This window comes from Streptomyces sp. AM6-12 (assembly GCF_044327085.1).
Taxonomy (GTDB): Bacteria; Actinomycetota; Actinomycetes; order Streptomycetales; family Streptomycetaceae; genus Streptomyces.
Genome location: NZ_JBIQWN010000001.1, coordinates 3,319,870 through 3,346,803 on the forward strand (window position 1 = coordinate 3,319,870; position 26,934 = coordinate 3,346,803).

The following is a 26,934-nucleotide window of genomic DNA, read 5'->3' on the forward strand; positions in this document are numbered from 1 at the left end:
CGCCCCCCAGGCTAGAACCTGGGGGGCGCGGCGTTCATTCCGGGCCCGAGTGGCCGGGAAGCGACCGGTGCGGTCAGCTCTCCGGGCGCTCCTCCGGGGTCTGGTCCGTCACGGGGGCGGACTCGGTGGCGGTGGTCTTGACCGTGCTGATCGCGGCCGTCGTGCCGTTCGCACCGTTGGTCAGTGCCAGCTCCTTGGGGGAGAGCACCGGCGGGCGGGTGGACGGGGTGCGACGCGAGGAGCCGGTCCAGGCGGGCCGGGCCGGGCGCTTGACGATCGAGGAGAAGATCTCGGCGATCTCTTCCTTGCCCAGCGTCTCCTTCTCCAGCAGCTGGAGGACGAGGTGGTCGAGCACGTCGCGGTTCTCGACCAGGATCTCCCAGGCCTCGTTGTGCGCCGTCTCGATGAGCTTCTTGACCTCTTCGTCCACCAGCGCGGCGACCTCTTCCGAGTAGTCGCGCTGGTGCGCCATCTCACGGCCGAGGAAGGGCTCGCTGTTGTCGCCGCCGAACTTGATGGCGCCGAGCCGCTCGGTCATGCCGTACTGGGTGACCATCGCGCGGGCCAGGTTGGTGGCCTTCTCGATGTCGTTGGCGGCACCGGTGGTCGGGTCGTGGAAGACCAGTTCCTCGGCCGCCCGGCCGCCCAGCATGTAGGCGAGCTGGTCGAGCATCTCGTTGCGCGTGGTCGAGTACTTGTCCTCGTCCGGCAGGACCATGGTGTAGCCGAGGGCACGGCCGCGGGACAGGATGGTGATCTTGTGCACCGGGTCGGAGTTCGGCGAGGCCGCCGCGACCAGGGCGTGACCGCCCTCGTGGTACGCGGTGATCTTCTTCTCCTTGTCCGACATGATCCGGGTCCGCTTCTGCGGGCCCGCGACCACGCGGTCGATCGCCTCGTCCAGCGCCTTGTTGTCGATCAGCTTCTGGTCGCTGCGGGCGGTGAGCAGCGCCGCCTCGTTCAGCACGTTGGCCAGGTCGGCGCCGGTCATGCCGGGGGTACGGCGGGCGACGGCGGACAGGTCGACGTCGGGTGCGACCGGCTTGCCCTTCTGGTGGACCTTGAGGATCTCCAGACGGCCCTGGAGGTCCGGCGGGTCCACGGCGATCTGGCGGTCGAACCGGCCGGGACGCAGCAGCGCCGGGTCCAGGATGTCGGGCCGGTTGGTCGCCGCGATCAGGATCACGCCGCCCTTGACGTCGAAGCCGTCCATCTCGACCAGCAGCTGGTTGAGGGTCTGCTCGCGCTCGTCGTGACCACCGCCGAGGCCGGCGCCGCGGTGGCGGCCGACCGCGTCGATCTCGTCCACGAAGACGATCGCCGGTGCGTTCGCCTTGGCCTGCTCGAACAGGTCGCGGACGCGGGAGGCGCCGACACCGACGAACATCTCCACGAAGTCCGAGCCGGAGATCGAGTAGAAGGGCACCCCGGCCTCGCCCGCGACGGCACGCGCCAGCAGGGTCTTGCCGGTACCCGGACGGCCGTAGAGCAGCACGCCCTTGGGGATCTTGGCGCCGACGGCCTGGAACTTGGCCGGCTCCTGGAGGAACTCCTTGATCTCGTGGAGCTCCTCGACGGCCTCGTCACAGCCGGCGACGTCGGAGAAGGTCGTCTTCGGGGTGTCCTTGGTGATCAGCTTGGCCTTGGACTTCCCGAAGTTCATGACCCGGGAGCCGCCGCCCTGCATCTGGTTCATCAGGAACAGGAAGACGACGACGATCAGAACGAACGGCAGCAGGGAGAGCAGGACGCCGACGAACGGGTTCTGCTTCGACGGCGAGATGGTGTAGCCGTCGGGGATCTGCTTGTTCTGGTACCTGGTCTGGAGATTGTCGGCGAGCTGAGCGCCCTGGTCGCCGATGTAGCTCGCCTGGATCTTGGAGCTGCCCTCGACCTTCTGACCGTTCTTGAGCGTGACCTTGATGGTCTGCTCGTCGCCGGTGGTCAGCTTGGCCGACTGGACCCTGTTGGCATTGATCGCCGCGACGACCTGGCCGGTGTCCACCGACTTGTAGCCGCCGGACGAGCCGACGACCTGCATCAACACGACCACGGCAAGGACGGCCAGCACGATCCACATGACCGGCCCACGGAAGTATCGCTTCACGTCCATCCATACGGAGCGGTGCCGCCCCGTCCCTCCTGCCATAGTGAGTTTGATAAGACAGTTCTTCCGACGGTACCCCAGCCTTGGCGCCCGAAGCCGCGCGAAGCCGTTTCGAGAGCCGGGAAACCCGTCTCTGCAAGCTTCAACGGCACGGGACCCGCCGGGGTTCCCGATCACCCCACCGGGCTTGAGCCGAGTGGCTCAGCCCAGGTGCCCGGTGACGGGGTCAGCCGCCGTAGACGTGCGGCGCGAGCGTACCGACGAACGGCAGGTTCCGGTACTTCTCGGCGTAGTCCAGGCCGTAACCGACGACGAACTCGTTCGGGATGTCGAAGCCGACCCACTCCACGTCGATGGCGACCTTGGCGGCGTCCGGCTTGCGCAGCAGCGTGCACACCTTGAGGGAGGCGGGCTCACGCGAACCGAGGTTGTTGATCAGCCACGACAGGGTCAGCCCGGAGTCGATGATGTCCTCGACGATCAGGACGTCGCGGCCCTTGATGTCGGTGTCGAGGTCCTTGAGGATGCGCACGACGCCGGAGGACTGGGTGCCCGCGCCGTACGAGGACACGGCCATCCAGTCCATGGTGACCGGGGTGGACAGCGCCCGCGCGAGGTCCGCCATGACCATCACCGCGCCCTTGAGGACGCCGACGATCAGCAGGTCCTTGCCCGCGTACTCCGCGTCGATCTTCGCGGCCAGCTCGGCCAGCTTGGCGTCGATCTCTTCCTTGCTGATGAGCACCTTCTCGAGGTCGGCACCCATGTCTTTCGCGTCCACCCGCATCACTTTCGGTCGTCCCGCACTTACGGCCGTCATCACGGCCTCCGGCTGCCCCGTGCCGGCTGCCGGAGGGTCGCTCCGAACGGTCGGGATTCAGCCTTGCCGAATCACCAGTCTGCCACCCTGCCGCTGGGCGACGACCCGGCCCGGCAGATTGATGGCTCCCTGGCCGCGCCAGCCGGTGATCAGACGGTCGATTTCCTCGATGTGACGGGCGAACAGGGAACCGGCCGGGGCGCCCGCCTCGATGGCGGCGCGGCGCAGGATCCGGCGGCGCACGGCGGGCGGCAGGGCGTAGAGCTTGGCGCACTCCAGCTCTCCCGTGGCGTCGCGTACGGACGCCTCGGCCTGGCTGGCCCAGGAGTCGAGGGCGTCGGCGTCGTCGCGGGAGAGCTGGGCGGTGCGGGCGAGCGCCTCGACGACGCCCTTGCCGAGGGCCTTCTCCAGGGCGGGCAGGCCCTCGTGGCGCAGCCGGGAGCGGGTGTAGGAGGGGTCGGCGTTGTGGGGGTCGTCCCAGACGGGCAGGGACTGGACCATGCAGGCCTTGCGGGCGGTCTGCCGGTCCAGGTGCAGGAAGGGGCGCCGGTAACGGCCGCCGGCCCCCGAGACCGCGGCCATTCCGGACAGGGAGCGGATGCCGGAGCCGCGGGCGAGACCGAGCAGCACGGTCTCGGCCTGGTCGTCGCGGGTGTGGCCGAGCAGGATGGCGGCGGCGCCGTGGCGGTCGAGCGCGGCGTCCAGGGCGGCGTACCGGGCGTCGCGGGCGGCGGCCTCGGGGCCGCCGGCGCGGCCGACGTCGACGGAGACGGACTCGACGGGGTCGAGGCCGAGTCCGCGCATCCGCAGGGCGACCTCTTCGGCGCGCAGATCGGAACCGGGCTGGAGTCCGTGGTCGACGGTGATGCCGCCGGCCCGCAGGCCGAGCCGGGGGGCCTCGAAGGCGAGGGCGGAGGCGAGGGCCATCGAGTCGGCGCCGCCGGAGCAGGCGACGAGCACGAGCGGGCTCGCGGGCGGGGACACGAGGGTGGAGCCGAGCGGGGAGGGGAGCCGCTCGGCCGCCCGGTCCCGGCGCTCGCCGGAGGTCGGGACGGTGTTCAGGATGTCGTGGAGGACGCGGCGGACCGCCAGGCGTATCGCCGCGACCGCAGGATGGGGACCCATTGTCCGGTTCCCTTCATGAAGTATCCGGGGGGTGAGCCCGATTCGGTCACTCAGAGTGTGTAGATGGTGACAGAAGCGGGCCGTTCCCCGAGCATCGCACGCCTACGCATGACTCACGGTCCCTCGGACGGGTGATTGGAGGGGCGTTCGACTGCCGTCGGCCGGATTCGATTCACGACCCCGGCGTGCGTTTCACGACTCGGCCTTGCGGTGCACCCGCGCGACCCAGTCCGCCGGTTTGGCGATCTCCGCCCTGGTGGGCAGGGTGTTGGGCGAGGTCCACACGCGGTTGAAGCCGTCGACGCCGACCTGGTCCGTGACGGCCCGTACGAAGCGTTCGCCGTCCCGGTACTGCTTGAGTTTGGCATCCAGACCCAGCAGTTTGCGCAGGGCCTGGTCGAGCCGGGAGGCACCCTTGGCACGCCGCTGCTGGAACTTCTCGCGGATCTCGGCCACGGACGGTACGACGCTGGGGCCGACCCCGTCCATCACGTAGTCGGCGTGGCCCTCCAGCAAGGACATCACCGCGGTGAGGCGGCCGAGGATCTCGCGCTGGGCGGGTGTCTGCACCAGCTCCACGAAGGAGCGGCCGCCGTCGTCCTCCTCGGCCTCGGGGCGGCCCCCGGCGAGCGACTGGGCGGCCTCGCGGATGCGCTCCAGGAAGGTCATGGGGTCGACGTCCGTCTCCGCCAGGAAAGACTGGATTTCGCCCTCCAGGTGGTCACGCAGCCAGGGCACGGCCGTGAACTGCGTGCGGTGGGTCTCCTCGTGCAGGCACACCCACAGGCGGAAGTCGTGCGGTTCGACGTCGAGTTCGCGCTCCACGTGGACGATGTTGGGGGCGACGAGGAGGAGGCGCCCGCCGCCGTTCGCGCCGGCCGGCAGATCGCGGGTGGAGGGCGCGAAGGTCTCGTACTGGCCGAGGACGCGGGAGGAGAGGAACGACAGCAGCATGCCCAGCTCCACGCCGGTGACCTTGCCGCCGACGGCGCCGAGGACGGCGCTGCCGGGGGTGCCGCCGCGGCGTTCCTGCATCTTCTCCAGGAGCGGTTTGAGGATCTCCCGGAAGCCGGCGACGTTGGCCCGGACCCAGCCGGGGCGGTCGACGACGAGGACGGGGGTGTCGTGGCTCTGCTCGGTCTCCAGCCGGGTGAAGCCCCTCACGTGCTCCTCCGAGGCCTTCGCGTGCCGCCGCAGTTCCGCGACGACGGACCGGGCCTCGTCACGGGTGACGTCGGGGCCGGGCCGAACGAGCCGGGTCGCGGTCGCCACCGCGAGGTTCCAGTCGACCATGCCGGGGGATGCGGTGCCGCCGAAGCCTGTCATGCGTCAACGGTACGTGAGCGCTACCACTTGGGGCAGGCCGTGGACACCGGGACCGGCGCGAGGGCCGTTCGACACGGGGCACCGGGGGCGACCGGGACGGGCGGCACAGAGCGGGCACCGGCTGCGGTGGCCGGTCCGCCGGGGAGACAACGGCGGACCGGCCACCGGGGGGCGACGACAGCAGCCGGTCCACGGCGGGCGACCACGACAGCCGACCCGCCGAGGGAACAACGACGACCGGCCGCCCAGGGGGGACGGCAGCCAGTCCACAGCGGGCGACCACGGCAGCCGTTCCGGGAGCGCCGGTGGCGGGGGACGGCGGCAGGCGGTCCGCCGCGGGGGCGACAGCGGCCGCCGGTCCGCCGGGGGCGACGGCGGCAGTCGGCCCGGTCAGCCGCAGCCGCACGCCGCCAGGGCCGTCGCCGTCTTGTCCAGGGCCGACTGGGCGGCCATCGGATCCGTCGTGCCGGAGGCCAGGAAGGCGAAGGCCAGCAGGCGGCCGTCCTGGTCGACGACCGTGCCGGCCAGCGTGTTGACGCCGGTCAGGGTGCCCGTCTTGGCGTGCACCAGGCCGGCCGCGCCGTCGGCGTAGCGGCCGGCCAGCGTGCCGGTGAAGTGTGCGATGGGCAGGCCGGTGAGCAGCGGGCGCAGGCCGGGATGGTCGGGGGCGCCGGCCTTGACCAGGATCGCGGTGAGCAGGTCGGCCGTGAGTCGGTCGGCGCGGTCGAGGCCGCTGCCGTCGTGGAAGGACGTGCCCGTCAGCGGCAGGCCCAGCTTCCGCAGCTGCCCGGCGATCGCCCTGGCACCCCCGGCGAAGCTGCCGGGCTGCCCGCTCGCGAGGGCGGTCTGCCGGGCGAGGGCCTCGGCGATGTCGTTGTCGCTGTTGGTCAGCATGCGCTCGACCAGGGCGGACAGCGGCGGCGAGGAGACGCTCGCGACGGTCCGGGCGCCGCCGGTGCCCTTGGCCGGACCGGGCCCGGCCGCCTCGACGCCGGCCGTCTTGAGGAAGCCCGCGAACTTCTGTGCCGCGTCCTTCGCCGGGTCGGCGACGCGGAGTGCGGGCCCGCTGGTGGAGTCGTTCCTGCGGCCCTCGTCGGCGGTGAGGGCGCTGACCGGCGCCAGGTTCTCGTTGACCCCTATGGGATGCAGGGCGGAACCGGAGTAGAGCGTCGTGTCGTACGACAATGTGATCTTGTGAATGCCGCGGTCCCGCAGTGCCTGTGCCGTCCTCGTCGCCAGGGTCCGCAGGCTCGCCCATCCGTCGGCCTTCGCGTGCGCCGTGAGCGTGGGGTCGCCGCCGCCGACGAGGACGAGCGTGTGCGTGTCGCCCAGCAGCTCGGCGCGGGTGGTGAAGCGGTGGTCCGGGCCGAGCGCGTTCAGCGCGGCGACCGCGGTGGCCAGCTTGGTCGTGGAGGCGGGCGTGAGCCCCTTGTCGGGTGCGACGCCGTACAGCCGCCGGCCCGTGGCCACGTCGACCACCACCGCCGCGTGGCCGTTCCCGAGCGCGGCGGAGCCCAGGAGCGGCCCCAGGACGTCCGCCAGGGCCTTGCCACCGCCCGCCGGGGCCTTCCGGGTGCCCAGGGGGCCGGTCGCGGCGCCCAGGCCCGCCAGGACGGCCGGGGCGCTCGGCGCGGGCCGCGGTGCGCCCGCCGCCGGGCCGGGCCCGTGATCTGCGCCACGTGCGTGTTCGAGGGCGGCCGCCCGGTCCCGCTCGGCCGTACGCTGACCGGTGGCGTCCCACGGGCCCGACAGGGTCACCACGCCGGCGGTGAGCACCAGGCCGGCGGTGGCGGCGCCCGCGGTGTACTGCAACGTGCTGAGGGAACGCGGACGGGGGAGGTCGGCGAGCAGCGGTCGTACCGTGGACACCAGCCGTGTGACCTGCGGCTTCGCCGTCCTCACGGCATGCGCGAGGCGCGGTCGTACGGCGCTCGCGAGCCGCCTCACCCGCGGTCCCGCGGTCCGCCAAGGCCCGAGCTCCGGCACGACCACCAGCCCCTTTCGCGATCACACACCTGCGTGAGGGACACTTAACCACCAGAACTATGTGCTGATCATGAAGGAGCCACCGGTGGAGTTCGACGTCACGATCGAGATCCCGAAGGGTTCGCGCAACAAGTACGAGGTGGACCACGAGACCGGTCGGATCCGTCTGGACCGTCGCCTCTTCACCTCGACCGCCTACCCGACCGACTACGGCTTCGTCGAGAACACCCTCGGCGAGGACGGCGACCCGCTGGACGCGCTGGTCATCCTGGACGAGCCGACCTTCCCGGGCTGCCTGATCCGCTGCCGCGCGATCGGCATGTTCCGCATGACGGACGAGGCCGGCGGCGACGACAAGCTGCTGTGCGTGCCGTCCACGGACCCGCGGGTGGAGCACCTGCGCGACATCCACCACGTGTCGGAGTTCGACCGCCTGGAGATCCAGCACTTCTTCGAGGTCTACAAGGACCTGGAGCCCGGCAAGTCGGTCGAGGGCGCCAACTGGGTCGGCCGTACCGAGGCCGAGCAGGAGATCGAGCGGTCCTACAAGCGCTTCAAGGAGCAGGGCGGTCACTGACCCCCGGTTCACCGAACGGGCCGCACGCCGTGGTGTGCGGCCCGTTTGCATGTCCGCGCGCGGTGCATGCGCATACTGAGGCCAGCGGAACGTGTCGTTCAGGAAAGGGGCGAGGTGACGGAGGCGGACGACCGCAAGCCCCGGTCGGACGAGGCGCGGTACGACCCGGAGATCACATCGGAGTTCGCCATCCCCAAGGGACTCGACGTCCCGAAGACGGGGAGCGAGCCTGAGACGACCTCCGAGTTCCAGGTGCCGCAGGGGTTGCTCACGCCGCAGCCGCCGGCCGGAGAGCCGGAGGGCTCGGCGTTCAGCACCCCGAGCACGTACGGCCCGCAGGGCGGCGTGTCCGCGTTCACGCCGGCCACCGGGGTGCCCCTGGTCAGCCTGATCAAGGACGCGCCCTGGCAGGACCGGATGCGCACCATGCTGCGCATGTCGGTGGCGGACCGGCCCGCGCCCGAGCCGGTGCAGCACGAGGAGGAGAGCGGCCCGGCCGTCCCGCGCGTGCTGGACCTGACCCTGCGTATCGGCGAGCTGCTGCTGGCGGGCGGCGAGGGCGCGGAGGACGTGGAGGCCGCGATGTTCGCGGTGTGCCGCTCCTACGGCCTGGACCGCTGCGAGCCCAACGTCACCTTCACCCTGCTGTCGATCTCGCATCAGCCGTCCCTGGTCGAGGACCCGGTGACGGCGTCGCGGACGGTACGGCGCCGGGGCACCGACTACACCCGCCTGGCGGCCGTTTTCCGCCTGGTGGACGATCTGACCGACCCGGAGACCCATGTCTCCCTGGAGGAGGCGTACCGGCGGCTCGCGGAGATACGCCGCAACCGGCACCCCTATCCCGGCTGGGCGCTGTCCCTGGCCAGCGGGCTGCTGGCGGGGGCCGCCTCGATCCTCGTCGGCGGCGATCTCATCGTGTTCTTCGCGGCGGCGGTCGGCGCGATGCTCGGCGACCGCCTCGCCTGGCTGTGCGCGGGGCGCGGGCTGCCGGAGTTCTACCAGTTCACGGTGGCCGCGATGCCGCCCGCGGCGATCGGGGTGGCGTTCTCGCTGGCCCATGTGGACGTGAAGGCGTCCGCGGTGATCACCGGTGGGCTGTTCGCGCTGCTGCCCGGACGGGCGCTGGTGGCGGGCGTCCAGGACGGCCTGACGGGCTTCTACATCACCGCCTCCGCCCGCCTCCTGGAAGTCCTGTACTTCTTCGTGGGCATCGTCACCGGTGTGCTGATCGTCCTGTACTTCGGCGTGAAGGTGGGCGGCAAGCTCAACCCGGAGGCGGCGCTGCACATCTCCCAGCGGCCCCTGATCCAGATCGCGGCCTCCATGCTGCTGTCGCTGACCTTCGCGGTCCTGCTCCAGCAGGAACGGTCCACCGTGCTCTGGGTGACCCTCAACGGAGGCGTCGCCTGGAGCGTGTACGGCGCGATGCACTATGTCGCCGGCATCTCGCCGGTGGCCTCCACGGCCGTCGCCGCGGGCCTGGTCGGGCTGTTCGGGCAGCTGCTGTCCCGCTACCGGTTCGCCTCCGCGCTGCCGTACACCACGGCGGCGATCGGGCCGCTGCTGCCCGGTTCCGCGACCTACTTCGGGCTGCTGAACATGGCCCAGAACAACGTGGACAAGGGGCTGGTGTCGCTGGCCAACGCGGCGTCGCTGGCCATGGCGATCGCGATCGGGGTCAACCTGGGCTCGGAGATCTTCCGGCTGTTCCTGCGCGTGGGCTCGCCCGGGAAGCGGCGGGCCGCCAAGCGGACCAGGGGGTTCTGAGCGGCTCGGGCCGCCTACTGCTCGCGGTAGTCGTACGGGTACTGGTCCTGGCCCTGGTGCTGATCACGGCCCTGCTGCGGGTACTGCCGCGGGTCGTAGTACGGCTGCTGGTGCTGGTGCTGGTTCCAGTCCTGCTGCTGGGGCTGCTGGTGCTGGGGCTGCTGGTACTGCGGCTGGGGCCGGCTGCCGTAGCCCTGGTGACCGTGCTCCTGGCCTCCGTAGCCCTGGTTGTGCCCTTGCTCATGCCCCTGGTCGCCGTACTGCTGCGGTCCGCCGTACGGCTGCTGCCCGTAGCGCTCGTCCGGCTCGATGCGGCGCAGCCGGGTCGTGGCGTCGTCCATGACCGGCGGCTGCGGGAACCGCGGTGCCCCGGCGGCGGGGCGGGGCTGCTCCTCGGGGGCCTTCTTGCTCTTGCCACGGGCCCTGAGGTACTCGATCGCGATCGGGACCACCGAGACGAGGACGATCAGGATCAGGATCGCCTCGATGTTGTCCTTGACGAAGCCGATGTTGCCGAGCCAGGAGCCGAGCAGGGTGACACCCGCGCCCCACAGGGTGCCGCCGATGATGTTGAAGGTCAGGAAGGAGCGGTAGCGCATGCCGCTCACGCCCGCGATGATCGGCGTGAAGGTGCGCACCACCGGCACGAAGCGGGCCAGGATCAGCGACTTGGGGCCGTACTTCTCGAAGAATTCATGCGCCTTGGCGACGTTCTCCTGTTTGAACAGGCGCGAGTCGGGCCGGTTGAACAGGGACGGCCCGACCTTCTTGCCGAACATGTAGCCCGCCTGGTCGCCGAGGATCGCGGCGACGCAGATCAGGGCGATCGCACCCCACAGCGGAAAGTCCAGCTGGTGCGAGGTGATCAGCAGACCGCAGGTGAACAGCAGCGAGTCGCCGGGCAGGAAGAAGCCGATGAGCAGGCCGGACTCGGCGAAGACTATGAGCAGCAGACCCCAGACGCTGTACGTGTCGAGCAGATAGTTGGGATCGAGCCAGCTCGGGCCTAGGGCGAGTGTCATCACGGGTCCGGGCTCCTGAAGGGGGGAGAAGGGGCGGCTACGGTGACCGGGTGGGGCCGCACAAAGCTATCAACGTGACGTGACCGCTCCGGGTTCCCCGCCCCCGCCGCTCAGGAGGCCCGCCGGTCGGCGTTCGCCTGGATCGCGTCGTGCAGGTGCTGGGCGAGTCCGGGGTGCATCGCGTCGTAGAACGCCCTGAAGCGCTCGTCGGCGACATACATCCCGGCGAGACAGCGGTGCATCGCGTACGGGCACGCGTAGAACCACCGGCCGATGTGCTGCCGGTGCTCCTCGGCCAGGGCCCCGGCGGCCTCCCCCGTCGCGGGCTCGCCGGCGGCCACCAGGCGGACGTAGCGCGCGCTCCAGTCGTCCGCCTCGGCCCGCATCCGCTTCCAGTCCTCCTTACCGTAGGCCGCGGCGCGGCGCTGGGACTCGGCCCACTGCGCGGTGCCGCCCCAGCGGGCCTCCGCCTCCTCGGCGTACTGCTCGGGGTCCTGGTCCCCGAACACCTCGAACCGCTCCTCCGGTGTCAGCTCGATGCCCATCCTGCGTGCCTCCATGGCGTGTTCCACGGCCTCGGCCATCCGGCGCAGCTTCTCGATCCGGGCGGTCAGCAGAGCGTGCTGCCGGCGCAGGTGTGCGCGCGGGTCCACGTCCGGGTCGTCGAGCAGCACCGCGACCTCGTCGAGCGGAAAGCCGAGCTCCCGGTAGAACAGGATCCGCTGGAGCCGGTCCAGGTCGGCGTCGGTGTAGCGGCGGTGCCCCGCGGAGGTGCGCCCGCCGGGCACCAGGAGGCCGATCTCGTCGTAGTGGTGCAGGGTGCGCACCGTGACGCCGGCGAACCCCGCGACCTGTCCCACGGAGTAGCTCAACTGTCCGCCTCCTTCCGTTCGTCGGTCGGTACGACGATCAGCCTGAAGCCTCACGCGGCGTGAGGTGCAAGTCCGCGGCGCCCCTGATGCCGGGGCCCGCGGATCAGGGTAGGCGTCCGGGTCATTCCGGATGTCGGGGCCGTGCGGGCTTGCATAGGGTGGCGGCGAGGAGGCAGACATGGCCCTGCACAAAGGTCCGCAGAAGCATCAGGAGCGGGTGCTGTCCGTCAACCCGTTCTTCGGAGAGGCGAACCCGGTCGGCGGCATGACCGAGGCCCCGCCCACCCACCGGCTTCCGGACGCCCCGATGACCCCCACGACCGCCTACCAGCTGGTGCACGACGAGCTGATGCTCGACGGCAACTCCCGGCTGAACCTGGCCACGTTCGTCAGCACCTGGATGGAGCCCCAGGCCGGGGTGCTGATGGCGGAGTGCCGGGACAAGAACATGATCGACAAGGACGAGTACCCGCGCACCGCCGAGCTGGAGCGGCGCTGCGTGGCGATGCTCGCGGATCTGTGGAACGCGCCGGATCCGGCCGCCGCGGTGGGCTGTTCGACCACGGGGTCCAGCGAGGCGTGCATGCTGGCCGGGATGGCGCTGAAGCGGCGCTGGACGCAGCGCAACGCCGACCGTTATCCGGGCGCGCGGCCCAACCTGGTGATGGGGATCAACGTCCAGGTGTGCTGGGAGAAGTTCTGCAACTTCTGGGAGGTGGAGGCGCGCCAGGTCCCCATGGACGGCGACCGCTACCACCTGGACCCGCAGGCGGCGGCCGAGCTGTGCGACGAGAACACCATCGGCGTCGTCGGCATCCTCGGCTCGACCTTCGACGGTTCCTACGAGCCGATCGCCGACCTGTGCGCGGCCCTGGACGCCCTCCAGGAGCGCACCGGCCTGGACATCCCGGTGCATGTGGACGGGGCGTCCGGCGCGATGGTGGCGCCCTTCCTGGACGAGGACCTGGTGTGGGACTTCCGGCTGCCGCGGGTGGCCTCCATCAACACCTCGGGGCACAAGTACGGACTGGTGTATCCGGGTGTCGGCTGGGCCCTGTGGCGGGACGCGGAGGCGCTGCCCGAGGAACTGGTCTTCCGGGTCAACTACCTGGGCGGCGACATGCCGACCTTCGCCCTCAACTTCTCCCGTCCCGGCGCGCAGGTCGTCGCGCAGTACTACACCTTCCTGCGCCTGGGCCGCGAGGGCTTCCGCGCGGTCCAGCAGTCCACCCGTGACGTGGCCCGCTCCCTCGCCGACCGCATCGAGGGCCTCGGCGACTTCCGGCTGCTGACGCGGGGCGACGAACTCCCGGTCTTCGCGCTGACCACGGCCGACCATGTCACGGCGTACGACGTCTTCGACGTCTCCCGCCGCATGCGCGAGAGCGGCTGGCTGGTCCCGGCGTACACCTTCCCGGCCAACCGCGAGGACCTCTCCGTGCTGCGCGTCGTCTGCCGCAACGGCTTCTCGCACGACCTGGCCGACCTCTTCCTGGCCGACCTGACCCGCCTCCTGCCGGAACTGCGCGGTCAGCAGCAACCGCTGACACGTGACAAGGGGGCGGCGACGAGCTTCCACCATTAGGAGAGCAGGGCCCCACAGGGGGGGTACGACGGCCGCCGTACCTCCCGGTCTCCGGTCAGCCCCCCGCCCGCGCCAGGGCCACCAGCTCGAACGCGGTCTTCCCGTCGAGGGACTCCCGGATGATGTCCGCGTGGCCGGCGTGGCGGGCGGTCTCGCGGATCAGATGGAGGCAGAGCCAGCGCAGGGAGACGCGGCCTTCCGGCGGGAACCAGGGGTCCGGCGGGAGCGGGAAGGTGTCGTCCAGGCTCGGGGCGGAGCGGATGAACTTCTCCGTCTCGGCGGCGATCCGCTCCCAGTGGGCGAGCTGCGAGGCCACCGTCTCCTCGCCGACCAGCTCGAAGCTCTCGTGCCAGTTGGACTGGTCCCGGCGCACCGGCGGCTCCTCCTGCCGGGCCCGCGCGAGCCACATCTGCTCCACCTCGGCGGCATGCTTGAGCAGCCCGCCCAGCGACAGCTCGCTCGCGCTCGGCCGGGTGCGGGCCTGCTCCTCGCTCAGCCCGAGCACCGACCGGCGGATGCCGGCGCGCTGCTCCTCGATGAACGCCAGCAGCGCTCCCCGCTCGTCGCCCCGCTCCTCCGCGGGCACATGCGTGACCATGACCGGCCGCCTTTCCTCGGTTCGCCGGGGCCCTCGCCCCGACACCGGAAAGCTACGGGCCCTCTAGGCCACATCCTGTCCTAAAGGGCCCGGCGGTACGCGGAAGGGGAAATCAGAACGGGAAGCCGCTGCGGCCGTGCTGGACGGAGATCCACTTGACCGTGGTGAACGCCTCCAGCGTCGTCTCGCCGTTGAGCCGGCCGACACCGGAGTGCTTCTCGCCGCCGAAGGGCACGATCGGCTCGTCGTGCACGGTGCCGTCGTTCACATGGAACATGCCGGTGTCGATCCGCTTGGCGAAGGCGACGCCCCGCTCGATGTCCCCGGTGTGGACGGCGCCGCTGAGGCCGTAGGGCGTGTCGTTGACGATCCGCACCGCCTCCTCCTCGCCGTCGAAGGGGACCAGGAAGACGACCGGTCCGAACACCTCCTGCTGGAGCAGCGGGGAGTCGGCGGAGACGCCGGTGAGGACCGAGGGCTCGACCAGGTTGTTGGTCGTGCCGCCGCGCACCAGCGCCGTCGCGCCCTCGGCGAGCGCCTGCTCGACCACGCCCGAAAGGGCGTTCGCCTGTGCGGAGTTGATCACCGGGCCGATGACGGTCTCCGGGTCGCGCGGGTCGCCCACCTTGAGGGTGCGCACCTTGGCGACGAACTTCTCGGTGAACTCGTCCGCGACCGAGCGGTCCACCAGGACCCGGTTGGCGGCCATGCAGACCTGCCCCTGGTGCACGAACCGGCTGAAGACCGCCGCGTCCACCGCGTAGTCGAGGTCCGCGTCGTCCAGCACCACCAGCGCGCTGTTGCCGCCCAGTTCGAGCACCGAGCGCTTGAAGTTCGCGGCGCAGACGGTGGCGACGTGCCGGCCCACCTGGTCGGAACCGGTGAAGGAGATGACCTTGGGGACGGGGTGCTCGATGAACGCGTCGCCGATCTCGGCGATGTCGGTGACGACGACGTTGAGCAGCCCGCCGGGCAGCCCGGCCTCCTCGAACAACTTGGCGATCAGGGTGCCGCCGGCGATCGGGGTGTTCTGGTGCGGCTTGAGCACCACGCCGTTGCCGAGCGCGAGCGCCGGGGCCACGGACTTCAGCGACAGCAGGAAGGGGAAGTTGAAGGGGCTGATCACGCCCACCACGCCCACCGGCACCCGGTAGACGCGATTCTCCTTCCCCTCGCCGGGAGACGGCAGGATCCGGCCCTCGGCACGCAGCGCCAGATGGATGGACTCGCGCAGGAACTCCTTGGCGAGGTGCAGCTCGAAGCCGGCCTTCACCCGCGTGCCGCCCAGCTCCGCGATGATCAGGTCGGCTATCTCCTGCTCGCGGTCCTCGACGAGTCTGAGCACCCGCTCGAACACCGTGCGCCGTGCGTACGGGCTGGTGTCGGCCCATGCCTTCTGGGCGCGCTCGGCGGCCCGGTAGGCCTGGTCGACCTCCTCGACGGTGGCCACGGTGATCGAGGCCAGCTTCTCGTCGTCGTACGGGTTGAAGTCGATGACGTCCCAGGAACCGCTGCCCGGTCGCCATTCGCCGTCGATGTACTGCTGGGCCAGGTCGCTGAAACAGGACGACATGTGATCCCTCAATCGCTAGCGGAGCCGGATTCCGGCCACGGTCTGAGTCTGATCAGGCGTCATCCTACTTGCGGGTCAGGAGAGTTGAAGTAGTCCCCTCAGAACATCCCGGCTCTCGTCGGGACCCGGACTGTCCTGCTGCAACTCCTTCAGAGCCTGTTCGTACTGGGCGACGTCCTCGCGCTTGTCGAGGTACAGCGCACTGGTCAGCTGCTCCAGGTAGACGACGTCGGAGAGGTCGGACTCGGGGAAGCTGAGGATGGTGAAGGCGCCGCTCTCGCCGGAGTGCCCGCCGAAGCTGAACGGCATCACCTGGAGCCGTACGTTCGGCCGCTCGGAGACGTCGATGAGGTGCTGGAGCTGGCCGCGCATCACCTCGCGGTCGCCGTAGGGGCGTCGCAGGGCGGCCTCGTCCAGGACGATGTGGAACTCGGGGGCGTTGTCGGAGAGCAGGTACTTCTGGCGCTCCAGGCGCAGCGCGACCCGCCGTTCGACGTCGCCGGCGCTCGCGCCCTTCATGCCGCGCCGGACCACCGCGCGGGCGTACTCCTCGGTCTGGAGCAGGCCGTGCACGAACTGCACCTCGTAGACGCGGATCAGGGTTGCGGCGCCCTCCAGGCCCACGTAGGTGGGGAACCAGTTGGGCAGGACGTCGCTGTAACTGTGCCACCAGCCCGCCACGTTGGCCTCGCGGGCGAGGGACAGCAGTGACTGGCGCTCCGCCTCGTCCGTGATGCCGTACAGCGTCAGCAGGTCTTCGACGTCCCTCGTCTTGAAGCTCACCCGGCCCAGCTCCATCCGGCTGATCTTGGACTCGGACGCCCGGATGGAATACCCCGCCGCCTCGCGCGTGATCCCCCGTGCTTCACGCAGTCGCCTGAGTTGCGAGCCGAGCAGCATCCGCCGCACCACCGATCCGGGCTCTCCCGCGCTCACCTTCGCCAGCCTCCCCAACCGTCTTCAGGGCCCGCAGTCTGCCACTAAAACGCTCCGGGCAGTACTCGTACGGTTACGGAAACGGAGAGATCGGGCCCGTTTCCGGCAGGCAGGGCGAGGGCAGAGGTCCGGACCACTGGCGGGAACTGTCATGAAGATGGCAGAAAAAATGGCCAAGAAGTGGTACGGGCCTATCCATTTCGGTCGCGTGCACGTGCATCTGCCCTTGCATCTGCCCTTCCCATCCGAAACCATGGTCTCGCGCCACCGCTGCATCGCAACGACCGCGAATTCCCGGGAGTGCCTCGCATGGGAACGAATGGATCGACCATGCTCAAGCCGTTACGGCAGGGCCTTCCGCCATTGGACCCCGCGGCCGTGTCCAGCGCCGCGTCCTGCGCTCTGCCTGCGCGGTACGAAGCGGTGCGCGAGGCCCGGCGGTTCACCCGTGACACCCTCGACAAGTGGGGTGCGGGCGAGCGCTTCGACGATGTCTGCCTGGTCGTCTCCGAACTCGTCACCAACGCGCTGCGGCATGCGCTGCCGGGCGGGCGCGGCTGCCCCGGGGAGCAACTCGCCTCGGTACGGCTGCACTTGATGCGCTGGGACGAGCGGCTGGTCTGCGCGGTGCGGGACCCGAGCCACGAGACGCCCGCGCCGCGGGACTCCGACGACTTCTCCGCGGAGTCGGGGCGGGGCCTCTTCCTGGTCGACTCCTTCGCGGACAGCTGGGGCTGGCAGCCGCTGGCCGGTCCGCTGGAGGGGAAGGTCGTCTGGGCGATGTTCCGCGTGGAACAGCCTGCCTGAACGTCTACGCGCGTCGCCGCGGGGGCGCCGCGCCTCGGACCGAGCGAGGGGTCGGGCACACGCTGCCTGGTGCCGGCCCCGTACCGCTCAGCCGGCGATCAAGTGGTCGAACTCGCCGTCCTTGACCCCCAGCAGCATCGCCTCTATCTCGGCCCGCGTGTACACCAGGGCCGGACCGTCCGGGAAGCGCGAGTTGCGCACGGCCACGTCACCGCCCGGCAGCCGCGCGAACTCCACGCAGGACCCCTGCGAGTTGCTGTGCCTGCTCTTCTGCCAGGCCACTCCGTCCAGCTGCGTGGCAGCCATGCCGTTGTACACGTCGTACCCCCCGAACACGCCGTCAACGTCGCGGTCCACAGGTCGCTCCCCGGTGTGCACTGGCTGGTGAGGCCATAGATGCGGTGGTCAACTGACCTGGATCATAACCTCCGCCTCACGTGCAACCGCACGAGCAGATGCACGTGCACGGCGAGTGGTCCCGTCGTTACAGCCTTGACGCGCGCTTTACCTGACGATGCCCGGCCGTATGCCGCCGTTTCCCCGCAGCCGTCCCGTTGCCTGCCCCGGAGCGGCCGTCGCATGCCCTTTCCGCCTTCCGCCCATGATCACCCATGCCGTCGGCCGGGCCGGAGCGCCGAGCCGGATTCCTCCTGGGCCCGGATCCCTCCTGCAACAGAAGAGGCGTGTTCCCCCGCCCTTCCTGTTCCAGCCCGGACGGGGAAGTCCCGGCGCACGGAAGGCCCCGGCAGAGGGCTGCTGATAGCTTGCTGCGGGCCGTCCGGCCGAGGGCGGCGGACGCATACAGCTTGGGGAGCCTGACGTGACTTCGGCGACTGCTTCGACCACTACACGGGTGGCCACTACACGGGTGCGGATCGCGGCCCTGGCCGCGGGTCTGGTCGGCGCGCTGGCGCTGACGGCGTGCGGCGGCGGTGGCGGCGACACCCACCCCGCCACGAGCCCGTCGGGCGCGGCGGACACCGGCTCCGCGCCCTCCTCGTCCGCCGGCGGCTCCGGGGTGAGCGGCGCCTCCGGCAAGCTCCAGGGCAGCTGGCTGGCCACCCGCGGCGGCACCATCGTGGCCCTGGTGATCAACGGCAAGCAGGCCGGGATCTTCGCGACCGGCGGGACGGTGTGCAGCGGCACCGCGGGCGACGAGTCCGGCATGCAGATGATCCATCTGACCTGCGCCAAGGGCAGCAAGGACCGCACCACCGGGATGGTCGACTCGGTCGACGGCACGTCCATGAAGGTGACCTGGTCGGGCAAGGTGGGCCAGGAGACGTACACCAAGGCGGAGGGCGGCAAGCTGCCGTCCGGACTGCCGACCGCCGCCACGCGGTGACGCCTTCTTCCCGGCGTTGACGCCCCGTGCGCCGCGGTGGCGCCCCCGCGGCGCGGTGCGGTCCGCCGGGAAGCACCTGAAGCGGTGATTCGCGAGGGGTGCGCGAACGATGCCGCCGTCCAGGCGCGATGATGCTGGAGCACCGTCACGACCTCGATGGGACCTGCTCATGCGCGCCTTTCCGCTCACCGTCACCGCCGTTGCCGCCGCCCTGCTGCTGACCGCCTGCGGGGGCGGCGGGAACAGCGGCAGCGGCGGCAAGAACAGCTCGGCCTGCCAGCTCGGCGGGGTGTCCCTCCAGGTCGGGGCGGCGAGCGTGGCGCCGGCGGCGGGCGACACCGGCGAGGTGCCGGTCAGCATCACCAACCAGAGCAAGACCTGCACGCTGGAGGACTTCCCGGGCGTCACCCTGAGCAAGAGCGGCGCGAGCGCGAAGCTGCCCGCCCAGAAGGGCGCGAAGGCACAGACGCTGAAGCTCGCCAAGGGCGACGCCGCGTCCTTCACCATCACCTACGTGCGCGGCAAGGACGGCGACGCCACCAGCCTCGCGGCCACCGAGCTGAAGATCGCCCTGCCGGGCGGCGACACGGTGCAGAGCTTCCCCTGGAAGTACGGCCCGATCGCCGGCCAGGGCTCGGCGACCAAGCCGAACGCCTCCGTCAGCACCTTCCAGCAGGCCGGCGACTGAGCCGCGGGGCGTCCGGTCCGCGCCTCACCCCAGCCGTGGCCGCGCCCTGACCTGGGCGCGGTCGGCGGCGGCCGCGCCCTCCGTCCAGCCGGCCTCGTCGCTCACCCCGCGCAGCCGGGTGGTGGTGGTCTCGGGGAACATCCGCTCCAGGCGGCCGGTGACGGCCGTCTCGCGCGTGGCCAGCACGGGCAGCAGATCCCGGCTGACCTGGCTCTCGGCGGCGGCCGCGAGCCGGGCGCCGACCCGGTGGGCGTAGGCGGCGAGGAAGGACTGCCGGAAGGTCTTGGTGCGCTTGCGTCCGGCCGCCCGCTGGCCCGCCTCGGCCTTGGTCATGGCGTGCGTGGCCTGCACCAGCAGCGAGGTGTAGAGCAGTTCGACGGCTTCCAGGTCGCCCTCGAAGCCGACGACGGTGGAGAAGCAGAGCGGTTCGTTCCACACCGCGCGGCAGTGGTTCGCGGTGGCCACGGCGTCCAGCAGGACGGCCTTGGCCTGTTCGTACGGCGGCTCGACGCCTATCCGGCAGGCGCCGGGCGCGTCCGGTGCGGGAGCCGCGGCGGCGAGCAGCGCCTCGTCCACGCTGTGCCGGGCCATCAGCTCCTGCGCCTTGGCGGTCAGGGCCTCGGCCTCCTCCGGGTAGCCGGTCGCCTCGGCCTTGGCGAGCAGCGCGCGGATGCGGCCGAGGAGCCGGGCGGCGGCGGGGTCGTGCGGGCGGCGGGTCTCCTCCTCCAGGGGTTCCAGGGTGGGCAGGCGCAGCAGCAGGCGGTACAGCTCTAGGACTGCGGTGGCATGGGAGAAGCGGTCGGTTCCGTGCGCGGGGCCCTCGGGCAGTTCGTCGAGCTGGGCGGTCCAGCGGCGCCCGCGCGGCCGGTCACCGCCGGACTGGGCCCGGATCAGCGCAGCGGCCAGGTGCACATGCGGCGGCTCCAGCTCGCGCCGCACCAGCCGTACGACGTCGGCGGGCGCCCAGCCGCGCCGCCACGCGGTCGCCACGAACTCCTCGCCGCGCCGGGCGAGTTCGGCGTCCGCGGCGGGGTCGGCGGCGAGCAGGGAGGCGCCGGTGTCGAGGCCGGTGTCGGTGTCTTCGTAGAGCGCGGCCCGGAAGGCCCGCTCGACCGTGCTGGCAGAACTGGTCACATCGCCGATCGTGCCACGCCCCGCCGACATCACGCCCAGAGGCGTCCACAGCCTGTGGATAAGTCTGCGCCGCCGTCGCGACCGCACCCGACCCACTGTCAACCATCGGTTGACAGTGAAGGGGGCGCAACCTACGGTTGACATATGGCGACCAACCCGAACATCACGGCATCCGTGCGCCTCGACGACCTCATCGAGGCCATCAAGAAGGTTCATCCCGAACCCCTCGACCAGCTCCAGGACGCGGTGATCGCGGCCGATCACCTCGGCGATGTGGCGGACCATCTGATCGGGCACTTCGTGGACCAGGCCCGCCGCTCGGGCGCGTCCTGGACCGAGATCGGCAAGAGCATGGGCGTGACCCGGCAGGCGGCACAGAAGCGGTTCGTACCCAAGGAGTCCGCCGACCTCGACCCGAGCCAGGGCTTCAACCGCTACACCCCGCGCGCGCGGGACGCGGTCATGGCCGCGCACAACGAGGCGGTGGCCGCCCGGAACTCGGAGGGCCGGCCCGAGCACCTGGTCCTCGGGCTGCTGTCCGAGCCGGAGGGCCTCGCCGCGAAGGCGATCACCGCGCAGGACGTCCCGCTGGACGCCGTACGCCAGGCCGCGACCGCCGCGCTGCCGCCCGCCGCCGAACAGGTCCCCGACCTCGTCCCCTACGGACCCGAGGCCAAGAAGGTCCTGGAACTCACCTTCCGCGAGGCCCTGCGGCTCGGGCACAACTACATCGGCACCGAGCACCTCCTGCTGGCCCTGCTGGAGCACGAGAACGGCACGGGCGTCCTCAGCGGGCTCGGCATCACCAAGGCCGCGGCCGAGGAGTACGTCGACAAGGTCCTCGCACCGTTTATCGAGAAGCGCGCGCAGACCCCCACCGAGGGCTGAAACCGCAGGTCACAGCGATTGTCAGTGGCGCCTGCCACACTCGCAGTCATGGCCGACCGGTGGGCACTCGCTCCGGCCGAGGACGGTGGCGTGGACGTCGCCCCCCTCGGCCCGGACGGGCTGCCCGCCGGACCGGTGCGGCGGGAGAAGAACCCCGCCGGGGCGGTGCGGAGCCGCCCGGAGGTGACGCGCTGGGTGTGGCGGTCGACCGCCGACGTCTACCCGCGTCTGCTCGCCACGGGGGTGCGAGTGGAGCGGTGCTACGACATCGAGGCCGCCGAGACCCTGCTGCTGGGCCACGAGGGGCGGTACGGCGAACCACGCTCGGCCGCCGCCGCCCTGGCCCGCCTCCGGGGCGGCCCCGTGCCGCCCGATCCTCCCCAGCGGGCGGCCGAACCGGGCGCACAGTCCCCTCTGTTCGAACCCTCCGGCAGCGCGCTCCCCCTGGCCGACCTCCTCGCCGTCTACGCCGACCAGCAGCGGCGGCACGAGAAGGCGGCCGACCCGGCGCGGATGCGGCTGCTGACCGCCGCCGAGTCCGCCGGCACCCTGGTGGCCGCCGAGATGAACCGGTCCGGGCTGCCCTGGAGCGCCGAGGTCCACCGTGAGTTGCTGCGCGACCTGCTCGGCGAGCGGTATGCGGGCGGGGGCGAGCCGCGCCGCCTCGCGGAGCTGGCGGACGAGATCTCCGCGGAGTTCGGCCGCCGGGTCCGCCCCGATCTGCCGGCCGATGTGATCAGGGCCTTCGCACAGGCCGGGATCAAGGTGAGGTCCACCCGCCGCTGGGAGCTCCAGTCCGTCGACCACCCGGCCGTCGCACCGCTCCTCGAATACAAGAAGCTGTACCGCATCTGGGTGGCCCACGGCTGGTCCTGGCTTAAGGACTGGGTGCGCGAGGGCCGCTTCCGCCCCGAGTTCCAGGCCGGCGGCACGGTCACCGGGCGCTGGGTGACCCATGGCGGGGGCGCCCTCCAGATCCCCAAGGTGATCCGGCGGGCCGTGGTCGCCGACCCCGGCTGGCGGCTGGTGGTGGCCGACGCCGACCAGATGGAGCCGCGGGTGCTGGCCGCGATCTCCCGCGACCCCGGCCTGATGGAGGTCGCGGGCCGCGAGAGCGATCTCTACCAGGCGGTGTCCGACCGCGCCTTCTCCGGCGACCGCGACCAGGCCAAGCTGGCCGTGCTGGGCGCGGTCTACGGCCAGACCTCCGGCGACGGCCTGAAGAACCTCGCCGCGCTGCGCCGCCGCTTCCCGAAGGCCGTCGCCTATGTCGACGACGCGGCGCGGGCGGGCGAGGAGGGCCGGCTGGTGCGCACCTGGCTGGGCCGCACCTGCCCGCCGGCCGCGGGCACCGGCGAGGACACGGCGGAGGAGGCGGGCATCCCCGTAGGGCCCGCGGAGGACGAGGCGGAGACACCGGCCGACGGCCAGGCCGCCTGGGTGCCGGGTTATGCCTCGACCAACTCCCGTGCGCGGGGCCGCTTCGCGCGCAACTTCGTCGTCCAGGGCAGCGCCGCCGACTGGGCCCTGCTGCTGCTCGCCGCGCTGCGCCAATCCTGCGCCGGGCTGCGGGCCGAGCTGGTCTTCTTCCAGCACGACGAGGTGATCGTGCACTGCCCCGCCGAGGAGGCCGACACCGTGGTGGCCGCCATCCGCGAGGCAGCCACCCTCGCCGGCCGCCTGACCTTCGGCGAGACACCGGTGCGGTTTCCCTTCACGACGGCGGTGGTGGAGTGCTATGCGGACGCCAAGTAGGGCGGGACGCGGGGCGGCTGCGGGCCCACGGTGTGGCGTCCGGCCGCCATCCGACGTACGGGCGCCTCCGGCGTGCGGACCTGTGCCGGATGACCGCGTGTCACTGCAGGGGTATGAGCGGGTTGACCGGCCGCCGCTGGGTGGGGCGGTGCGGGGCTCGTGGGAGCTGATGCCCGAGGACCTGCCGCCGCGTGGGCCGGCTCGGGACGACCGACCGCCGGCGCGGGCGGACGCGGGCCGGATTCGGGCGAACGCCCTCCGTCGCATGGGCCGCTGGGCCCCGTGTGGGGCCACGGCGAACAGGCACCCGTCGTACGGCGGTTCACTCGGCCAGGAGTTGTCGCAGCTCGGTCACCACGGTCTGTTCGTCGGTGCCGGTCAGCGCGGTGAGGGCGGTCTGCCAGGCGGTGCGGGCTTCCGGGTGGCGGCCCTGCGCGTGCAGCAGCAGGCCGTGCTGGTGGCGGGCCAGGCCGCCCGTGTAGCGGTCGGCGCGGGCGTCGGCGCGGCGCAGCAGCTCGCCGCACTCGCTGTACGCCCGCTCGTCCTCCCCCAGTTGCCGCAGCGCGCGGACCAGACCGAGCCGGGTCCGCGCCTCGCCGTGCCAGTCGCCGTGGCCGCCGAGGATGCCGAGGCTCTGCTCGAAGTGCCGTGCGGCGGCGGCCGGTTCGCCCAGGGCGAGGTGGGCGTAGCCGATGTTGCAGTGCGCGAAGTGGCGCACGATGGCCGCGCCGGCCGCCTCCCCGAGCGCCAGCGAGCGCCGGTGCTGCTCGATCGCGGCGCGCGGATCGGTGTGTTCGTACAGATTGCCGAGATGGCTGTGGGTGATGGCCTCGCCGACGGGGTCGTCCAGCAGCCGCGCGTAGGACAGGCTCTGCCGCAGCGCCTCCTCGGACTCCGCGAACCGGCCGAGCCCCTCCAGCAGCAGCCCCCGGTCGTTCAGGCAGCGCCGGACGCGGCTGGGCACGCCGAGCCGCCGCCAGCTCTCCAGGCAGCGGTCGGTCAGAGCGAGAGCGTCGTTGTACCGGCCGGTCAGGAAGTGCAGGCCCGCGAGATCGCCGAGCGCGTACGCCTGCGCCTCCGGGTCGCCGAGTCGCCGCGCCGCCCCGAGCGCGGCCCGCCCGAGCACCTCCATCTCCGCGACCCGGCCGCTGCGCTGCACATACGGGAACAGCAGGCGGACCAGCACCGAGAGGTGGGCCAGCCCGCGGGGATCGGCGGAGTCGGCGTTGCGCGCCACCAGCGCGACCACGTTCTCCAGTTCCGTCTCGCCCCAGGCGAACGCCTGCCCGGCCGATTCGAAGGACGCCAGCGCGGCCACCTCCGCGGCGTGTTCCGCCGGCTGCGCGGAGGTCGGCCGCCGCCGGTCGTCCAGATCGAGGCCGGGCTCGACGATGGCGACGAGCACGCGCTCGGCCACGGCGGCGTACCAGCGCAGGGCGACGAGGTCGGGGGACGCGTCGTCGTCGCGGGTACGGGCGTGAGCCCCGTCGGCGGTGGCCGTGGGCGGGGCGGAGGCAGCGGTCGTACGGGACTCGGCCCCGCCGTCGGCCAGTTCGCGGGCGAACTCGCGGACCAGGTCGTGCGGAGTGCAGCGGCCGTAGGCCGTCTCCTCCAGGAGGGCCACGTCGACGAGGCGGTCCAGGGCGGCCTCGGCGCGGCGCGCGTCGATGCCGGTCAGGCGGGCGAGGAGCGGGGCGCCGTAGGCCGGCAGGTCGAGCGCGCCGATGTGGCGCAGGAGGAGGGCCGCGTCCCGGTCGGCCTCGCGCTCGGCCGCGGCGAGGGCGTCATGGGCGACGGCGAGGGAGCGCCGGACGCTGAGGTCGTCGTACTCCAGTTGCCGCAACCGCCCCCCGCTGGCGGCAAGTTGACCGGCGAGCACGTCAGGGGTGAGCGCGCGCCGGGCGGCGAGCCGGGCCGCGACCACGCGCAGGGCCAGCGGCAGTCCGCCGGTCAGCTCGACCAGGGCGTGGCCGGCGTCCAGCCCCGGCCGGCCGCTCAGCGCGCGGAGCAGGGCCGCGCTGTCCTCGCCGGTCAGCGGGGTGAGCGGGAAGCGCCGGGCGCCGTCGAGGGTGGTCAGCGGGGAGCGGCTGGTGACGATCACCGCGCAGCCGGGGCCGGCCGGGAGCAGGGGCCGTACCTGGGCGGCGTCGGCCGCGTCGTCCAGGACCAGCAGGACGCGGGCTGGGGCGAGCAGAGAGCGGAGCAACGCGGCGGCCGCGTCCGGGAGTTCGGGTACCTTGCGGGGCTCGACTCCCAGGTCGTGCAGCAGGGCGGCGAGCGCCTGCGCGGGGCCGAGCGGGGGCATGCCGGGGGTGGCACCGTGCAGGTTGACGTAGAGCTGGCCGTCGGCGAAACGTTCCCGCAGCTCATGGGCGACGTGCAGGGCGAGGGCGCTCTTGCCGACCCCCGCCATGCCGGAGACCACGGCGACGGCCGGCCCCGGCGCGGGCGGCTCGGTCAGCGCGTGCCGCAGGGCGCGGTGGACGGAGGTGCGGCCGGTGAAGTGGGCGGGGACGGGTGGGAGTTGGGCGGGGGGTGGGGGAAGTTGGGGGGTGTGGGGTCGGGGTGGGGGTGACGGCAGTGGCGAGGGTGACGGGGGTGGCGGGGGTGCGTCGCCTTCGCGGGCGTCCTGGTGCGAACCCACGGAAGTGACCGGGTTCGGCTCGTTTCCGTCCCCGTTCCCGTCTCCGTGCCCTTCGTCCTGCCGGTCTGCGTGCCCTTCGTCCTCCCGGTCGGCGTTCCCTTCGCTTTCTTCGTCCTTCCTGTCGTGCTCGTCATCCTCGTCGTCCTCGTCATCCTCGTCCTCTTCGTCCTCCACGGGCCTCGCGTCACCACCGTCGCTCCCGCGCAGCACCTCGACGTGGGCCTCGCGGATCGCGGGGCCGGGTTCGACGCCGAGTTCCTCGATCAGGCGGGCGCGCAGATCGCGGTGGACGGCGAGGGCCTCGGCCTTGCGTCCGGTGCGGTGCAGGGCGAGCATCAGCTGACGGTGGTACGCCTCGCGGAGCGGATGCTCGGCGACGAGGGCCGACAGCTCGGGGACGAGTGCCGTCAACCACGTTCCGCCGAGGGCGAGTTCGGCGTCGTACCGCCATTTCAGCAGGATCAGCCGCGCCTCCTTGAGGCGTGGCACCAGGGTGCTGCCGGCGAGGTCGGGCAGTCCGCTGAGCGGGGTGCCGCGCCACAGCGCGAGCGCGTTCGTGCAGGACCGTACGACGGCCGGCCAGTCCTGCCGGGCGTGGGCGGCGCGCGCGTCGGCGACCAGGGAGTCGAACACGTCCACGTCCAGCTCGCCCCGTTCGACGCGCAGCAGGTAGCCCGGCGGCACGGACCTGAGCCGTTCGGGATCGTCCAGGAGCCGGCGCAGCCTGGTGACGTGGTTGTGCAGCGACGCCTGCGCGGAGGCCGGCGGCGCCCCGCCCCACAGCGCGTCCTTCAGCGACTCCACCGACACGACCCGGCCGCGCTCCAGCAGCAGCGCGGCGAGGAGGGCGCGCATCTTGGGGCTGCCGATGGCGCGGACAGCGGCGTCGGGGGTCGCGCGGCCGAGGGCGGGACGGTCGGAGGTGGTGCGGTCGGTGGTGGCGCGGTCGGAGGTGGCGCGGTCGGAGGTGGTGCGGTCGGGGACGGCGTACGGCCTTTCGTACGCCCCCGCCCCGCTCGGGTCGTCGCACGACGGGCGGTCATAGAGGACCAGTGGACCCAGCAGTCCGAACCGCAGCTCGCGCCGTCCTTTCACGCCGCTCCACTGCCTTCCCGCGCGGTCGGGGCCGACCGTGCTCCGCGACGGGCGCCTGCCCGCCGTACTCCTGGCGGAAATCCGCCCGGACGGCGACGATTTCCCGCCATCTTCCGCGACCGGCCATCCGCCCGATCATCGGCCTTCCACCGCTGGCGGTGGGCGAGTTCCGGTCATCTGCCTTGCCGGTCGCCGACCCGCCATTGGCCACATGTTAGCGATCCGTTGGTGAGACTTGATGTGATCATTCCATCGGAGCCGTCCGACGGCGCGCGCGTCAG

Annotated in this window: 21 protein-coding genes; 8 read left to right on the forward strand and 13 right to left on the reverse strand. The window is 71.9% G+C overall.

The genetic code is table 11. The annotated features are described in order from the left end of the window. Positions 1-73: 73 nt before the first annotated feature. The 5 genes from ftsH to dacB all read right to left on the reverse strand — a co-directional run bounded on the left by ftsH (position 74) and on the right by dacB (position 7,325). Entirely contained in the window at positions 74-2,113 is a 2,040-nt protein-coding gene (ftsH, locus tag ACE4Q9_RS15010; protein WP_397987221.1) for an ATP-dependent zinc metalloprotease FtsH, read from the reverse strand. A gap of 220 nt (positions 2,114-2,333) precedes the next feature. Beyond that, positions 2,334-2,894: a hypoxanthine phosphoribosyltransferase gene (hpt, locus tag ACE4Q9_RS15015; protein ID WP_397987222.1), complete on the reverse strand. Its 561-nt coding sequence runs from the start codon at positions 2,892-2,894 to the stop codon at positions 2,334-2,336. A 90-nt stretch (positions 2,895-2,984) separates the two neighbouring features. Further along, entirely contained in the window at positions 2,985-4,052 is a 1,068-nt protein-coding gene (tilS, locus tag ACE4Q9_RS15020) for a tRNA lysidine(34) synthetase TilS (RefSeq protein WP_397984738.1), read from the reverse strand. A gap of 192 nt (positions 4,053-4,244) precedes the next feature. Further along, a complete protein-coding gene (locus ACE4Q9_RS15025) occupies positions 4,245-5,378 on the reverse strand; it encodes a zinc-dependent metalloprotease (RefSeq protein ID WP_397984739.1) in 1,134 nt (377 codons plus the stop codon). 390 nt (positions 5,379-5,768) lie between these two features. Then, positions 5,769-7,325, reverse strand: coding sequence for a D-alanyl-D-alanine carboxypeptidase/D-alanyl-D-alanine-endopeptidase (gene dacB, locus ACE4Q9_RS15030; RefSeq protein ID WP_397984740.1), 1,557 nt, complete (start codon positions 7,323-7,325; stop codon positions 5,769-5,771). Positions 7,326-7,449: 124 nt separating this feature from the next. Between dacB and ACE4Q9_RS15035 the strand changes: the two genes are divergently transcribed. Both ACE4Q9_RS15035 and ACE4Q9_RS15040 read left to right on the forward strand, forming a co-directional pair. Then, a complete protein-coding gene (locus ACE4Q9_RS15035; RefSeq protein ID WP_397984741.1) occupies positions 7,450-7,941 on the forward strand; it encodes an inorganic diphosphatase in 492 nt (163 codons plus the stop codon). Positions 7,942-8,055: 114 nt separating this feature from the next. Further along, the gene (locus tag ACE4Q9_RS15040) at positions 8,056-9,711 is read left to right on the forward strand and encodes a threonine/serine exporter ThrE family protein (RefSeq protein ID WP_397984742.1); all 1,656 of its coding nucleotides are present in this window, start codon (positions 8,056-8,058) and stop codon (positions 9,709-9,711) included. Between the two features lie 14 nt (positions 9,712-9,725). Here ACE4Q9_RS15040 and ACE4Q9_RS15045 read toward each other — a convergent pair whose 3' ends face one another. After that, positions 9,726-10,736: a VTT domain-containing protein gene (locus ACE4Q9_RS15045; RefSeq protein WP_397984743.1), complete on the reverse strand. Its 1,011-nt coding sequence runs from the start codon at positions 10,734-10,736 to the stop codon at positions 9,726-9,728. A gap of 107 nt (positions 10,737-10,843) precedes the next feature. Continuing rightward, positions 10,844-11,605, reverse strand: coding sequence for a MerR family transcriptional regulator (locus ACE4Q9_RS15050; RefSeq protein WP_397984744.1), 762 nt, complete (start codon positions 11,603-11,605; stop codon positions 10,844-10,846). A 178-nt stretch (positions 11,606-11,783) separates the two neighbouring features. On the opposite strand from ACE4Q9_RS15050, the gene ACE4Q9_RS15055 reads away from it, so the two are divergent. Further along, positions 11,784-13,190: a glutamate decarboxylase gene (locus ACE4Q9_RS15055; RefSeq protein ID WP_397984745.1), complete on the forward strand. Its 1,407-nt coding sequence runs from the start codon at positions 11,784-11,786 to the stop codon at positions 13,188-13,190. A 55-nt stretch (positions 13,191-13,245) separates the two neighbouring features. On the opposite strand, the gene ACE4Q9_RS15060 is transcribed toward ACE4Q9_RS15055, so the two are convergent. From ACE4Q9_RS15060 to ACE4Q9_RS15070, 3 genes are all read right to left on the reverse strand, one after another. Continuing rightward, positions 13,246-13,788, reverse strand: a complete 543-nt coding sequence (locus ACE4Q9_RS15060; protein WP_397984746.1) for a DinB family protein — start codon at positions 13,786-13,788, stop codon at positions 13,246-13,248. Between the two features lie 112 nt (positions 13,789-13,900). Further along, entirely contained in the window at positions 13,901-15,361 is a 1,461-nt protein-coding gene (locus ACE4Q9_RS15065; protein WP_397984747.1) for an aldehyde dehydrogenase family protein, read from the reverse strand. A gap of 75 nt (positions 15,362-15,436) precedes the next feature. Further along, positions 15,437-16,261: a helix-turn-helix domain-containing protein gene (locus ACE4Q9_RS15070; RefSeq protein WP_397987223.1), complete on the reverse strand. Its 825-nt coding sequence runs from the start codon at positions 16,259-16,261 to the stop codon at positions 15,437-15,439. A gap of 345 nt (positions 16,262-16,606) precedes the next feature. Between ACE4Q9_RS15070 and ACE4Q9_RS15075 the strand changes: the two genes are divergently transcribed. Next, positions 16,607-17,104: an ATP-binding protein gene (locus ACE4Q9_RS15075; RefSeq protein ID WP_397984748.1), complete on the forward strand. Its 498-nt coding sequence runs from the start codon at positions 16,607-16,609 to the stop codon at positions 17,102-17,104. A gap of 87 nt (positions 17,105-17,191) precedes the next feature. On the opposite strand, the gene ACE4Q9_RS15080 is transcribed toward ACE4Q9_RS15075, so the two are convergent. Further along, positions 17,192-17,461 (reverse strand): DUF397 domain-containing protein, encoded by a 270-nt coding sequence (locus ACE4Q9_RS15080; RefSeq protein WP_397984749.1) that lies wholly within the window; start codon positions 17,459-17,461, stop codon positions 17,192-17,194. A 496-nt stretch (positions 17,462-17,957) separates the two neighbouring features. Between ACE4Q9_RS15080 and ACE4Q9_RS15085 the strand changes: the two genes are divergently transcribed. Both ACE4Q9_RS15085 and ACE4Q9_RS15090 read left to right on the forward strand, forming a co-directional pair. Continuing rightward, on the forward strand, positions 17,958-18,449 hold the full coding sequence (locus ACE4Q9_RS15085; protein ID WP_397984750.1) for a hypothetical protein: 492 nt from the start codon (positions 17,958-17,960) through the stop codon (positions 18,447-18,449). 169 nt (positions 18,450-18,618) lie between these two features. After that, positions 18,619-19,137 (forward strand): DUF4232 domain-containing protein, encoded by a 519-nt coding sequence (locus ACE4Q9_RS15090; RefSeq protein WP_397984751.1) that lies wholly within the window; start codon positions 18,619-18,621, stop codon positions 19,135-19,137. A gap of 24 nt (positions 19,138-19,161) precedes the next feature. Here ACE4Q9_RS15090 and ACE4Q9_RS15095 read toward each other — a convergent pair whose 3' ends face one another. Beyond that, a complete protein-coding gene (locus ACE4Q9_RS15095; protein WP_397984752.1) occupies positions 19,162-20,301 on the reverse strand; it encodes a DUF2786 domain-containing protein in 1,140 nt (379 codons plus the stop codon). Between the two features lie 114 nt (positions 20,302-20,415). On the opposite strand from ACE4Q9_RS15095, the gene ACE4Q9_RS15100 reads away from it, so the two are divergent. Continuing rightward, on the forward strand, positions 20,416-21,159 hold the full coding sequence (locus ACE4Q9_RS15100) for a Clp protease N-terminal domain-containing protein (RefSeq protein WP_397984753.1): 744 nt from the start codon (positions 20,416-20,418) through the stop codon (positions 21,157-21,159). A gap of 48 nt (positions 21,160-21,207) precedes the next feature. After that, positions 21,208-22,914 carry a bifunctional 3'-5' exonuclease/DNA polymerase gene (locus tag ACE4Q9_RS15105; RefSeq protein WP_397984754.1) on the forward strand — a complete coding sequence of 569 codons (1,707 nt, stop codon included), beginning with the start codon at positions 21,208-21,210 and terminating at the stop codon, positions 22,912-22,914. Positions 22,915-23,236: 322 nt separating this feature from the next. Here the strand turns inward: ACE4Q9_RS15105 and ACE4Q9_RS15110 are convergent, their stop codons facing one another. Next, positions 23,237-26,413 carry a BTAD domain-containing putative transcriptional regulator gene (locus ACE4Q9_RS15110; RefSeq protein ID WP_397987224.1) on the reverse strand — a complete coding sequence of 1,059 codons (3,177 nt, stop codon included), beginning with the start codon at positions 26,411-26,413 and terminating at the stop codon, positions 23,237-23,239. Positions 26,414-26,934 lie beyond the last annotated feature (521 nt).